The sequence below is a fragment of the Microbacterium salsuginis genome, assembly GCF_012524205.1.
GTDB classification, from domain to species: domain Bacteria; phylum Actinomycetota; class Actinomycetes; order Actinomycetales; family Microbacteriaceae; genus Microbacterium; species Microbacterium salsuginis.
Map to the genome: position 1 here is coordinate 45,230 of NZ_JABACI010000003.1, position 12,752 is coordinate 57,981.

At 64.2% G+C, this 12,752-nt stretch carries 11 protein-coding genes; 8 read left to right on the forward strand and 3 right to left on the reverse strand.

What is annotated here, in order from left to right; all coding sequences use genetic code 11:
• Positions 1-97: 97 nt before the first annotated feature.
• The 3 genes from HF576_RS10675 to HF576_RS10685 all read right to left on the reverse strand — a co-directional run bounded on the left by HF576_RS10675 (position 98) and on the right by HF576_RS10685 (position 2,403).
• The gene (locus HF576_RS10675; protein WP_168912825.1) at positions 98-799 is read right to left on the reverse strand and encodes a CPBP family intramembrane glutamic endopeptidase; all 702 of its coding nucleotides are present in this window, start codon (positions 797-799) and stop codon (positions 98-100) included.
• A gap of 11 nt (positions 800-810) precedes the next feature.
• A complete protein-coding gene (locus tag HF576_RS10680; RefSeq protein ID WP_168912826.1) occupies positions 811-1,305 on the reverse strand; it encodes a hypothetical protein in 495 nt (164 codons plus the stop codon).
• Between the two features lie 339 nt (positions 1,306-1,644).
• Positions 1,645-2,403: a CPBP family glutamic-type intramembrane protease gene (locus HF576_RS10685; protein WP_168912827.1), complete on the reverse strand. Its 759-nt coding sequence runs from the start codon at positions 2,401-2,403 to the stop codon at positions 1,645-1,647.
• Here HF576_RS10685 and HF576_RS10690 point away from each other — a divergent pair.
• From HF576_RS10690 to HF576_RS10725, 8 genes are all read left to right on the forward strand, one after another.
• Positions 2,285-3,079, forward strand: coding sequence for an arsenate reductase/protein-tyrosine-phosphatase family protein (locus tag HF576_RS10690; RefSeq protein WP_168912828.1), 795 nt, complete (start codon positions 2,285-2,287; stop codon positions 3,077-3,079). The genes HF576_RS10685 and HF576_RS10690 overlap by 119 nt on opposite strands.
• An 82-nt stretch (positions 3,080-3,161) precedes the next feature.
• Positions 3,162-4,841, forward strand: coding sequence for a tyrosine-protein kinase domain-containing protein (locus HF576_RS10695; protein WP_168912829.1), 1,680 nt, complete (start codon positions 3,162-3,164; stop codon positions 4,839-4,841).
• A 13-nt stretch (positions 4,842-4,854) separates the two neighbouring features.
• Complete coding sequence (locus tag HF576_RS10700; RefSeq protein WP_168912830.1) at positions 4,855-5,736, forward strand: hypothetical protein; 882 nt, start codon at positions 4,855-4,857, stop codon at positions 5,734-5,736.
• Between the two features lie 566 nt (positions 5,737-6,302).
• Positions 6,303-7,946 (forward strand): sugar transferase, encoded by a 1,644-nt coding sequence (locus HF576_RS10705; RefSeq protein ID WP_240948859.1) that lies wholly within the window; start codon positions 6,303-6,305, stop codon positions 7,944-7,946.
• A 445-nt stretch (positions 7,947-8,391) separates the two neighbouring features.
• On the forward strand, positions 8,392-9,195 hold the full coding sequence (locus tag HF576_RS10710; RefSeq protein ID WP_168912831.1) for a polysaccharide pyruvyl transferase family protein: 804 nt from the start codon (positions 8,392-8,394) through the stop codon (positions 9,193-9,195).
• A 5-nt stretch (positions 9,196-9,200) separates the two neighbouring features.
• Positions 9,201-10,226: a glycosyltransferase gene (locus HF576_RS10715; RefSeq protein WP_168912832.1), complete on the forward strand. Its 1,026-nt coding sequence runs from the start codon at positions 9,201-9,203 to the stop codon at positions 10,224-10,226.
• Between the two features lie 100 nt (positions 10,227-10,326).
• The gene (locus tag HF576_RS10720) at positions 10,327-11,244 is read left to right on the forward strand and encodes a hypothetical protein (protein WP_168912833.1); all 918 of its coding nucleotides are present in this window, start codon (positions 10,327-10,329) and stop codon (positions 11,242-11,244) included.
• Positions 11,245-12,717, forward strand: coding sequence for an oligosaccharide flippase family protein (locus tag HF576_RS10725; protein WP_168912834.1), 1,473 nt, complete (start codon positions 11,245-11,247; stop codon positions 12,715-12,717). It begins immediately after the preceding gene.
• The last annotated feature ends 35 nt before the right edge of the window (positions 12,718-12,752 follow it).

A 12,752-nucleotide genomic window follows, 5' to 3' on the forward strand; every position in this document is an offset into this window, starting at 1 on the left:
GAGCGAGCGAAGCGAGACGAAACGCCCCGAGCCCCCGCTCCTCAGCCCCTCCCGCTCGTTGAGCGAGCGAAGCGAGACGAAACGCCCCGAGCCCCCGTCACCACACCAGCAGCGCAACCCCGATCGCGTTGAACACGACATGCGCGACCACTCCGGCCGCGAGCCGGCGAGTGAGGGCGAACAGGATGCCGCACCCCACGCCCACGAGAAGCGGGACGAGCACCGTGCTCCAGGCGACATTGCCACCCAGCGGCGAGACGTGCAGCGCGACGAAGGCCGCAGTAGACACGGCGATGCCGACGACCGCCGCCATGACCCGGCCGAGCGACGCGCACAGGTCGAGGAGTGCGGCGAGCACGACTCCGCGGAAGAACAGCTCCTCGACCACGGGGGTGATGAGCACCGCACCGATCGCGAACACCACGATGGCAGCCACCGACACGACGCCGAATCCGCCGACCAGGGTGCCGCTCGTCGGTGCGACGAGCTCGATGATCGCACGCATGATCAGGCCGGCAGCCAACCCCAAGACGGCGTCGGTCCACCGCCACCCGAGCACCACGCGGCGGAAGAATCCCCGCGACGCGGCGAGCGTGATCGCGAGCACCGCCGCGGCCACGAGCGGTGACAAGAGCACCACGATGTCGAGCGCCCGCGCGACCCACGGTTCCGCCGCCACGCCGCGCCAGCCGGCGACGACGAGCGCGGCGATGAAGCTGCCCGCAACGGCGAGCAGGAGGGCGACCCATGGCCGCCGGTAGAACGACGATGACCCCGGGCTCGCGCCCGGGGTCATCATGGAGTCGTTCGTCAGTTGCTGGCTGCCGCGCGGCGACGGGCAGCGACTGCGGCGACGGCGATACCGCCGAGGCCGAGGGCGCCGACACCGGCCCAGATCATCGCAGCCGGAACCGAGCCACCCGTTGCGGGCAGTCCGCCGCCGGTGCCGCCACCGGCAGCTGCCACCGTGAGGGTGACCGAGCCGAGGACCTCGCCACCAGGTGCGGTGACGGTGACGACGTACGAACCGGCCGTGGTCGGCGCGGTGAAGGTCGCCGAAGCGCTGCCGTTGACGACAGTCTTCTCGACCGAGGTGCCGGTGCCCGAAGCAGCGACGATGGAGGCGAGCGTGCCCCCGTTGGCGCTGAACGTGACGGTGGCGTAGTCGCCGAGGTCGTTGGCGGTGATGGTCACCGACTGGCCCGGCGTGAGAGTGGTGTCAGAGGCGACAACCGGAGCGTCGGCGGGGTACGCCGTTGCTGCTGCGGCCGAGCCGAACACGAGGGCGGCAGTAATGCCGACCACGCTGAGTACCTTCTTGAACATTTGGTTGACTCCCGACAGTCAGTGAACGATGCGCGGCGAGGTGCCTTGCGTGCGTCTTGTGATGACGAACCCCGGAGGGAGGGGTTGCCTCACCTTGGCCACTCTAACGAGACGCTCAGGTGATTTCCAGGCGGGGCCAGTTACGGCTCTGTAAACATAACCTCACGGGAATGTCCCCCACATGGGGGACATTCCAGACACTCTGCACGTGCCCATCCAGCATGAGCTGGCATTCTGGCAGCTGAAGTCACCGATTCCGTGCAAAACGTCAGCGCTCTGTTTCCCTAGATTTCTTGAACCCCGGCCCGATGAGGGGACTTAAGTCCAGAAGCTGCCCAATATGACGAGCGCGACCCATGTCGCGTTGTACACGGCATGTACAAGAACGGCCGCCCAGATGCGCCCGGTCAGCAACACGAGCGCTGAGCACGTCAGCCCGAGCATCAGCAACGACACCGCTTGATCGACCGGCAGAGCTACGCCGGTCAGCGCGTGCAGCGCGACGAAGATCGCGGTGCTGGCGAGACCGGCCACGACACCGGCGGTCACTTTGCCGAATGGTCGGCGCATGAGCGTGTACAGCGCGACGAGCACGACGGCACGGAAGAAGAACTCCTCGAGCGGAGCCGCGATCACGACGGATGCCACTCCCTCGGTCAGCCACCACGAGGTGGGTATGCGGCCGTCGACGAGCGTCACCGATGGCAGCGAGCCGTCTCCACGTAGTGCTGCGGCGAGCCATCCCTGGACCGCCCGCAGCAGCAAGGCGAGCGCGACCCCATAGAGCAGATCGAGCCAGCGAATGCGCAGCAGTCCGATCGGCCGAGACCTGGTGAAGGCCCACACCACGGGCACCAGCATCCCGATCCAGACCACGGCGAGGGCGGCTGTCGCAGCGAGCGGCGATTCCCAAAAAGTGTCGATCAAGGTTCCCGCGAGCAGTGTGACGCCGAGCGAAATGAGGGCGATCGCGAGCAGGCCTTCCCGCCAGGCACGCACCGTCTGCCCACCGAGCCGCCAGTCGGTGCGCCGCTTGCGAACTCTGCCCGCGCGATGGCCGGTGTGTGTCTCAGGCACGGCTGATCCGGTCGCGGGGTCAGTAGGCTGGTCGAGCACTCGCCCACGTTATCCGACGCGCAGGACGGCTCCCTTGTTCGAGATCCTCACGGTGTGCACGGGCAACATCTGCCGGTCTCCCTTGGCCGAGCACTTGCTGCGCGCACGCTTGGCCCCGTATTCCCCCCTTGTCGCGAGCGCCGGAACGCGCGGTCTCGCGTCCGCGCCGATGACCGACGAGGCCGTACGGCTCGCCGTCGACCTCGGCGTGCCGGCCGAGGTCGCCGCGACGCACCGGTCCCGCTTCCTGCTCGACGCGATGCTCTCCCAGCCCGACCTCATCCTGACGATGACGCGCGATCACCGGCGCGAGGTCGCCGAGCTCGCTCCCGCACGGTTGCGCTCGACTTTCACGATCCGCGAGTTCGCGCGGATCGCCTCAACTATGAGTGACGACGAGCTGCAGACGGCTGCCGCTGACGGCGGCATGGATGCCGCGGCCCGCGTCAGGGCTATGGGCCTAGGAGTTGCGGCGCGGCGCGGGCTGACCATGCCCCCGACGAGTCCCGATCAAGACGATGTGATCGACCCCTATGGGCGGTCGTGGCAGACGTATCAGCTGTCGGCCTCGCAATTGGCGCCTGCCATCGGTCACGTGGTCCGCGCGGTGTCGCTGGCTGTCGCACCAGCCGGCTGAGTCGCGGGCGCCGGGATCCCGTGTGGCGCGTGTGACAAAATGAGCCGCAACCAACGCCCGCGGGGGCCACCGAAAGGCGGACATGGAGCTCACCGACTACATCCGGATCCTGCGCAAGAACTGGGTGATCATCGTCGTCGCGACTCTCGTCGGCGTCGGCGTGGCAGCCGTTTGGTCGCTCACGCGCACGCCCGAGTACGAGGCATCGAGCACGGTTTTCGTGTCGACGCAGTCCGGCGGGTCGATTCAGGAGCTTCAGCAAGGCTCGACCTTCACGCAGGGAAGGGTGCAGACCTACGCCCAGCTGGTCACCACCCCGATCGTCATGAATCCAGTGATCGCCGAACTCGAGCTCGAGACCACTGCCGGCAGCCTCGCCACGCAGGTGACGGCATCCGCAGCCCTCAACACGACCCTGATCACGATCACCGCGACCGACACCGAGCCGGTCCGTGCAGCCGAGACCGCCAACGCGCTCGCCGCGTCGCTGACGGCGGCGGTCGCCGAGATCGAGTCAGTGCAGGGCGCTGACGGAGCGACCACCAGCCCAGTACGGCTGTCGCCGGTCAAGAACGCACTGCCGCCGCTCGAGCCGTCGAGCCCGAACGTGCCGCGCAACCTCGCGATCGGCGCGCTCGTCGGTCTTGCACTCGGCATCGGCATCTCGGTGCTGCGTGCCGTGCTCGATTCACGCATCCGCACACCGCGCGACGTCGAGCAGCTGACCGACCGACCCATCATCGGCACGATCGCATTCGACCCGAAGGCTAGCGAGCGCCCCTTGATCGTGCACGCCGACCCCCTCAGCCCTCGCGCCGAGTCGTTCCGCGTGATGCGAACGAACCTGCAGTTCCTCGACCTCGGCGACAAGTCGTCCTTCGTCATCACGTCGAGCGTCCCCACCGAGGGCAAATCCACCACCACGATCAACCTGGCGATCGCCCTCGCTGACGCCGGCAAGCGCGTCGCACTGCTTGACACCGATCTGCGCAAGCCGAAGGTCGCCGAGTACCTCGGCATCGAGGGCGGTGTGGGCTTGACGGATGTGCTCATCGGCCGCACGCGCATCGGCGATGTCATGCTCCCGTGGGGTGGCCGCCAGCTGTACGTGCTGCCCGCCGGCAAGATTCCGCCGAATCCCAGCGAGCTGCTCGGCTCGGAGCGTATGCGCGCCCTTCTCGAGGTGCTCGAGCGCGACTTCGACGTCGTGCTGTGCGATGCTCCCCCGCTTCTTCCTGTGACGGATGGCGCGATCCTTGCGAAGGCGACGGGCGGCGCCATCGTGATCGTGGCCGCTGGCAAGACCAACCGTCAGCAGCTGGCGGGCGCGCTCGATGCCCTTGAGACCGTTGGCGCCCACGTAGCCGGCGTCGCGATGACCATGGTACCGACGCGCGGTCCCGACTCGTATGCGTACGGCTACGGGTACGTCGCCTATGGGTACGTCGACGACTCCAAGAACGTCAAGTCCGGCAAGACGCCCAAGAAGGCCAAGTCCGCGAAGCCGGCGCAAACCCCGAAGCAGCCGAAGCCGCAGGCTTCCGCGACGGCGGGGCCGCTCCGCTCGTCGACCGCTGCTCCGGCCGCGCCGGCGCCCGCACCCGAGGCGACGCGGAGCGCGTCATTCGCCCCGCAGCCCGTCGCCGCGGCCCCTGCCCCATCGCCCCGCCCGCCTGCGGCTGATCCGGACCCAGACGGCGAGGCGCTGACGATCGACGACATCATCCGAGAGTCCGGCGGTTTCACCAAGCCGTCGGCCTGAGCGGAGCAGCCGCATGAGGTCCTGGGGCGCTTCGCGCTGGATCGCTGTCGCGGCAATCGCGGTGCTTGCCGTCGTCGTCGGCGCCCTTGCCTTCGCGGCATACCAGCGCGCGAACCCGGAGCCGACGCCCGCCGAGCCCGGCCCCGTGCCGTCGTTCGATCTTGGAGTGCAGACGCAGACTCCCACACCGACGGCACCGGCTGCGGTGCCGGTCGCCCTCGACGCGCAACGGTACCTGTCGGTGGGCGGGGAGCAGTGGTGGCGCGCGACCGCCGGCGCGTGCAACGGCCCTGCTCCAGTCGTGGAGCGCTCGCCCGACGGCGGCCAGACATGGGTCGACGTCACACCCACGTACCGCGGCATCGCCCAGGTGCAGTCGCTCGACGCGTTCTCGGCCCAGGACGCCGAGATGGTCGCCGCCCTGGCCGGCTGCGAGACGCAGGCGCTCCGTACGTACACGAACGGGGAGTTCTGGGAGTCGTATCCCGATGTGCTCGCGGCCTCGCGTTACGTGAACCCAACGGATGCCGCAACCGTCGTCCTCCCAAGCGGCCCGGTCGCCGCGCCCTGCGCGCAGGCGTCGGGGCTACGCGCTTCAGGTGACACCGTGGCCGTTCTGTGCGACGGTCGCGCCTGGAACCGGGCTGACACACAATGGCTGCAGCTCGCACCAGAGAACGCCATCGCGCTGACGCTCGACGGCTCCGACGTGATCGTCGCTCATACGGCTCCAGACTGCGCCGGAGTTGCGGTGTCCCGCGCCACGCCCGAGTCGTCGCCCCCGGTCGCCTGCGCCGAGGGCGTGGATGCTGCCGTTCCGACAGCGATCGACCTCGCCGGCTCCGATCTCTACCTCTGGTCCGCCGACTCTCTGGTTACGGTCCCGATCCCCTGAACCGCGTTCGTCGAGCGAGCGAGGTACGAGCGAGACGAGTGCGCCGACAGCTACTCGTTCGTTGAGCGAGCGAGGAACGAGCGAGACGAAGCGCCGCGACGTGAGAACGACTCGGGGCCAATCCCCTGCCCTCCCTCGCTTGACACCACACCACCCAGCGCTCATCATGGCTTCAGCACGGCGTCACTGGGGTCGCCGATCGCATCTGTCCGGATCCTTCCCGCGGATCCGCCTGGGGAGCAGAGGTCACTCATGTTCGGCTCGCGTCGTCGCGTCCGGTTCATCTCGACCTCCCGTCGCGCCGTCTGCGCGCTCCTGCCACGCCCCCGTGCGACTGGCTCAAGCAGCCCGTCTCTCTCGGTGAAGACGCACTAGCCGAGACCCTCATCCGTGCCCACCGCGCTCCCGACAAGCGCGGTGGGCGCACCACCTCGTTCTCCCGCTGGCCCTTGAGCGAGCGAAGGGACCGTGCGTCTTTGGGAATGCGGTAACGTGCGAATCTCAAGATGAGCTCGCTCTCATAATGACCACGCCCTCTGCCGCGCACTGCTACGACGAGGACAAGAATGCCCACCTCGTACATCCCACCGAAACGTTCGACTGGTAACCTGCCGATGCTGGTACAGCACCCCACGGCTGAACGAGAAGGCACTGTGACGTCGAATGCTCCCCTCGACGCGACGACGATGACGCAATCCGACCCCGCCCAACCGGAGGTCTCTGCTTCAGCGCGCCAGCGTCACGTGGCGGTCCCTGGAACGCTGTCCCGCACGCCGACACCTTGGCGGCGCGCGTACGCTCTGCGACTCTGGCTCAGCGATCTGTTCGTACTTCTGTGGGTGGCTTACGGCACGCAACTCTTGTGGTTCGGATTCGGCGACGCGCTAGTAGCGGCCCGGGAGGATGCACGATTTCCTGAGGTGTCCTACTGGCTCTTCTCCGGAGCACTGGTCGTTGTTTGGATGTGGGCTCTTTCCCTGTCCGACTCCCGCGACCACCGCGTCATCGGTGCGGGCACTACGGAGTATGTACGTGTCGCCAGAGCCAGCCTTGCGCTTTTCGGCGCGATCGCGATCATTGCCTTCCTCGTCCGGATCGACATCGCACGCGGGTATCTCCTGATTGCCCTGCCCCTCGGAATCCTGACACTCGTCTTTGAGCGCTGGATTTGGCGCCAGTGGCTGCTCGCGCACCGCACAATGGGTGAGTATTCTGCTCGCGTCATTCTGGTCGGATCGCTTGAGTCCGTTTCTCAGATCGCTCACGAGCTTCAGCGGTCGTGGAGCGCAGGATACGTTGTGGTCGGTGCATGCATCCCGTCCGGCAAAGTTGCCGAAACGATCCCCGGCACAGAGATCCCGATCATGGGCAACGTTGAGAGCATCGAACGTGCTCTCGCGGCGACTGATGCCGATACCGTCGCTGTCACGAGCACTGATGATCTTCCCCCAGCGAAGGTCAAGCAGATCTCGTGGGCTCTCGAGCCGGGGCATCAACACCTCGTTCTCGCCCCTAGTATCACAGATATCGCGGGACCTCGACTGCACACACGCCCTGTAGCAGGCCTGCCGCTCATTCACGTCGAAACACCAAAGTTCAGCCGCGGCCAGCGGTTCGCCAAACGCTCGTTTGATGTTGTCGCCGCGACGCTGCTGATACTGCTCGCCTCACCTGTTCTCATTGCCGTCGGATTGGGCGTCAAGGCGACAAGCCCGGGCCCGCTCCTGTTCCGGCAAGAGCGAGTCGGACTTCGGGGAACGCCGTTCCAGATGCTCAAGTTCCGCTCAATGCGCGTCGGTGCCGATGCCGAGCTGAACGCACTGCTCAAGGCTCAGGGGACGAGCGAGAAGCCCCTGTTCAAGGTGAAAGATGACCCGCGGATCACGCCTATCGGTCGTTTCCTCCGTAAGTACTCGCTCGACGAACTTCCCCAACTCTTCAATGTGCTCAGCGGATCAATGAGCATCGTCGGACCACGCCCACAAGTCGCGGCGGAGGTGGCGCTATATTCGGACGCCGCCCGTCGCCGCCTGCTCGCTCGGCCCGGCATTACGGGGCTATGGCAAGTGAGCGGCCGGTCTGCGTTGGGGTGGGAAGACGCGGTAAAGCTCGATCTTTACTACGTTGAGAACTGGTCGCTCGTGGGCGATGTCGCGATCCTCGCAAAAACGGTGCGAACCGTCCTGTTCCCTGGGGAGACTGCTCACTAGATGCGCCGCCCAGGAACGTCCGTCGAATAGTGACTCGTGATGAACCGGGAGGACCTCCCGGTTGACCAGTGGAGCGGTCTAGTTTTCGCACACGGGCCCGGGAAGATCCTCGTGACAAATACGAACGCTGTCCCGGCACCACGCCGACGTCTTTCGAGCCCTGAGCTCGGGACGCTCATTCGGGTGTCCTGGCACAACATCGAACGCCGCCGCGGCCACTTCCGCGACGTTCTCGCCAGCCGACCTCGAGAATGCGATGCAGGCTTTCCGAGCAGATCGCCAGCAGCTGAGCGAGTTCAAGAGGGCGAACCTCGGTCAGGCCTCCGGCGCTTCAGCGCGAGTCCAACGCCTCGCTTTCTCGCGACGCCACACTCGCCGGTAGTCTGCTATCGAACTCATCAACGGCGGGATGAGACCGTCCAGTCCCGTGAGGAGCGCAAGTTCGATGAGATCGCCTGAAGTGGAAACCGTTCATTGGAACCCTCGAATCCCTGTGGTGGCGGGGCGGATCGGAAAGTTCGTTCCCATCCGCAGGCGGGCGCAGAACTTCGGTGATCTGCTGGGCCCAATAGTGGTTGAAGGGCTAAGACCGCAGGTGCCACCCCCCGCCCGACGGCGGCTTGTGGCAGTCGGTTCGATTCTTCACCTAGCGGAGGATGGCGACGTCGTTTGGGGCACAGGCAGGAATGGCAAGATTCCTGTAGACCGCCACACTTTCCACTCCCTGGACGTGCGAGCTGTCCGAGGACCGCTAACACGAGACTTCCTCCTAGGGCGAGGAATAGAAGTGCCAGAGACGTACGGCGACCCGGGGCTCCTTATCCCGTTCGTGATGCCTGAACTGAGCCAACCGCGCGTGCGTTCGGGTGTGACCGTCATTATGAACTTCAACGATGCGCGCGAGCGCTCTGTCCCCGGGAGTAACATCCCGAGCCAGATCCGCGTTCTGTCTGCTCGGTCGCCAGTCAAGACATGCCTGCGAGCCATCAGCGAGAGCGAGTTCGTGATCGGTTCGTCGCTGCATGCGATCGTTGTCGCAGACGCCTTGGGCATTCCGGCACGGCTCGTACGCTCCAGCCGTGAGCCATTGTTCAAGTACGAGGACTATTTCTCGGGCACACGGCGCGACCTGTCATTCGCCGCGACCATCGGCGATGCGCTACGGATGGGCCCCCACGAGCCACTCACATTCGATCTGAGCGAACTCCTAGATTCCTTTCCGCGCGATCTATGGACACTGGACGGCTAGGGCCGATGCCTCAAGACAACACCGCCAGCGACGGGACTATCCGCGTGTTGCAGTCCGCAAGGAGGCCGCGCGCGCACACAAATCCCTTCATCACGCAACTGATGGCGTCAGCGAACCCCGCGCAGGTCAAGATGATTCCGTTCACCTGGCGTGGGGCCATTTTCGGGCGGTATGATCTCGTCCATCTCCACTGGCCTGAGTACCTCGTCCGCGGAGAGAATGTTGCCATCCGGGTGATAGCCCGAGCCCTCTTTGCCGTCTTCCTCGCTCGCATTCGCATACTCCGAATACCCATCATTCAAACGGTACATAATAAGGACGCGCATGAGACGGGCTCCGCACGCGAGCGCCGACTGCTGACCAAACTCACGGATCGAGTCAGTGCTCGCATTTTCATGGTGCCCGATGGCGATATGGGGCCAACAGATTTCTTCATCCCCCACGGGCATTATCGCGACTGGTTCGCAGAGATCGAAAGCTCGCCGGTTGTGCCAGGCCGCATAGCATTTGTTGGGATAGTTCGTCCCTACAAAGGTCTAGACGAACTCATCCGTGCCTTCGCTGGACTGTCGGGGAAGTATTCACTCACCATTAGCGGGCGGGCCCTCTCTCAAGGTTACGAGGCGGTTCTGCGCGAGCTCGCTTCTTCCGATCGTCGCGTATCCCTAGACATTAGACATATCGATGACGTCGAGTTAGTGAATCGCGTGACTAGCGCTGCGCTGATAGTGCTGCCGTACCGCGACGTATACAACTCGGGTGCACTGCTGCTGGCGCTGTCCCTGGGGCGCCGCGTGCTCGTCAGGTCATCGCCAACAGTCGACGCCCTGGCGCGGGAGGTTGGCCCGGGATGGATTGAGACATTTGACGGACCGCTCTCTCCGAAAGACCTTGAGCTAGCAATCTCAAGACGACCCCAGCGTGCCGACGAACGGCCGAACCTTGACCGAAGAGATTGGCAGGGCATTGCTGAAAGCCATCGGGCCGCGTACACAGCGGTACTTCGACGGCGGTCGATCGGGACCAACTGATCTATCCATCAACCAGAACCTTGGGCACATGTGACCCATGCATGTGGCCGGAACTTTTGTCCGAGTGATCTAGAAAGATTAGGCAAGGAACTAATACCGAGTGACTATCGCAACCCTCGAACGTTTTAGTTTGTCGTCGCCGCTCACTCAACTCCTCGATACGGCGACCGCGAACGGCCTAAGCAACATCTTCAATCCGAGCATCACGACTCATCGCGACGCAACACTGATCGCCTTCCGTGCGGAGAGCTTTCCGGGAGAGCGACCGTTCCGGGCATATCTGATGATTTCCACAAGAGATTCCGTCTCACTAATAGATTTGACAGCAGCATCGGCGAGCGTGGGAATACCTAAGACGGCGGACCCTAAGCTTGTCAATCTGGGCTCAAGCGTGTATGTCACATTCAACACCGGCCATGTGCATACCGGCCAGAACGATATCTACCTCCAGAAGGTGTTTCCAGAATTAGCCGCACCGCAGCGATGCGCGCTCGGACACCGCCGAGATGTTGAGAAGAACTGGGGATTCTTCATCGGCACCGACGGAACCCTGGGCGCGCTCTATTCGCTTTCCCCGTTGAACATCTTGCGTTTGACCACGGGGGAACTGGGCTCCGACGATCAACTCCATTTTGAGATGTTGACTGATGCGCCGCTCGCGAAGCGATTCCCAAACATCCACATCGGCTCACAGCCGATTATTCTGCCGAACGGACACGCAATCGTCGTCGCGAATCAGCAGCGGCCAATCCCGGGCCTACGGCGGAAATTCTACTTCGGCCGGCTTGTCGAGGTCGATCTTGCGGGTGGTTCAATAGCACAGCTAAGCCCTGCACGGCTTATTCACTCCTGGACGTCCATGCGGCCACAGTGGAGACGTCACAATCCCAACCTCATCTCGGCCACATACTTTTCGGGCCTCAGCGTCGCAGGCGATTCCTTCATTCTGAGTTATGGGATCAATGACAAACGTCCCGGTCTCGCACACGTGCCGATCGACTACGCCTGGGGTGCATGAGTGTCGTCGAATGATGATCTAGGACGAAAGTTCGCAGGTTCGGCGGGCTGGGTCTTCGTCGAGCAATGGTCGTCGAAGCTCATCTCGCTTCTACTATTTGCGATACTCGCGCGGCTACTAACGCCGAGCGACTTCGGCCTCGTCGCATTAGCAACAACCTTCGTCGTGTTCTTGCAGGTGCTCGCAAACTCGGGCTTAGCGAACGCGCTTGTCCAAAAGAGGTCCTTGGACGAGAAAGACGCCGCAACCGTCTTCTGGACGTCCCTCGGGATATCCGTGGTCGCGTATGGGTCATTGGTCCTTGTCGCGAATCCACTGGCGGCCGCGCTCGGCGAGCCGCGACTGGGGCCGGTTCTGACTGTGATTGGGCTCTCGGTGCCGATTTCCGCCCTCTCCCGCACCCCGGCCGCGCTCTTGGCGCGGGGCTTTGGATTCAAGAAGCTCTCTCTTCGGACTATCGGAGCCAGCATCGGCGCGGCCGCGGTGGCACTGCCACTGGCGCTCTTCGGGGCTGGTGTGTGGGCGCTGGTGGCCCAGACCGTCACTGAGGCGATCATCGCTGTGGTCCTGCTTTGGGCCTCGACAACGTGGCGCCCGAGCTTCGCCTACTCGCTGACGTCCTTGCGATCGCTCTGGCGGACCGGACTCAGTCTCCTCGGGATCGAGCTACTGGATGCGATCCAATCACAGATCGACAAGTTGCTGGTCGGGGTCTTGTACTCGACCACCGATCTTGGAATCTATTCACTCGCGCAGCGCATCGGTCTGATGCTGCAGGAACTCACCACGACTGTCGTCTCGAGAGTCTCGCTCACGACGTTTTCTCGCGCACAGGAAGATCTCACGCGAGTCGAGAGGATCTTCCGCCAGCTAACCTTCGCCACCGCCACTCTGAGCTTCCCCGTGTTCGCGATGATCGCGGCACTTGCCACGCAGATCGTCCCGTTTGTATTTGGCCCCGGCTGGGATGCGGCGGTACCTCTCATTTGGATCATGGCCGGAGGCTGGGCCTTCGCATCTGTCGCGACGTTCGATCGGGGGGCGCTCGTGGGGACTGGGAACGCTGGCGTCGCCCTCTGGGTGGCCTTGATCCAGAACCTCGCATCAGTCCTGTTGGTCTTCGTTTTCGCTCCCTTCGGCGTTGCAGGAATCGCGTTCTCCCGTTTCGCTCGCATCTTGACGTGGCCTGTTCGGTTATGGGCGCTCCATCGATTTATCGGACTTCACACGTGGCATTACGTCTGGCAAGTCCTGAAGTGTGCGCTCGCCGTAGCTCCCGCAGTTGTCGGCATTGCGATGCTTCAGACGACGCCGTGGGCCAGCGGCGAATCTGCTTTCTGGACTTTCGCTTTGCCGTTGGGCCTGGCTGGGTTCGCGCTCAGCGTAGGCCTTAACTGGGCGCTAGCGGGTGCGGAGAACCGCACCGCACTAGCTCGCCAACTCCGCCTGATTTTCAAGAAGCGAGGTATGTGATGCCTGATGTCGTCCATTGGAACCCTGTTCGGTGG

Coding starts and splice junctions, on each gene's coding strand:
- HF576_RS10675 (WP_168912825.1), bottom strand. CDS start 799: ATGATGACCCCGGGCGCGAGCCCGGGGTCATCGTCGTTCTACCGGCGG.
- HF576_RS10690 (WP_168912828.1), top strand. CDS start 2,285: ATGAGGGCGATCGCGAGCAGGCCTTCCCGCCAGGCACGCACCGTCTGC.
- HF576_RS10695 (WP_168912829.1), top strand. CDS start 3,162: ATGGAGCTCACCGACTACATCCGGATCCTGCGCAAGAACTGGGTGATC.
- HF576_RS10700 (WP_168912830.1), top strand. CDS start 4,855: ATGAGGTCCTGGGGCGCTTCGCGCTGGATCGCTGTCGCGGCAATCGCG.
- HF576_RS10705 (WP_240948859.1), top strand. CDS start 6,303: ATGCCCACCTCGTACATCCCACCGAAACGTTCGACTGGTAACCTGCCG.
- HF576_RS10710 (WP_168912831.1), top strand. CDS start 8,392: ATGAGATCGCCTGAAGTGGAAACCGTTCATTGGAACCCTCGAATCCCT.
- HF576_RS10715 (WP_168912832.1), top strand. CDS start 9,201: ATGCCTCAAGACAACACCGCCAGCGACGGGACTATCCGCGTGTTGCAG.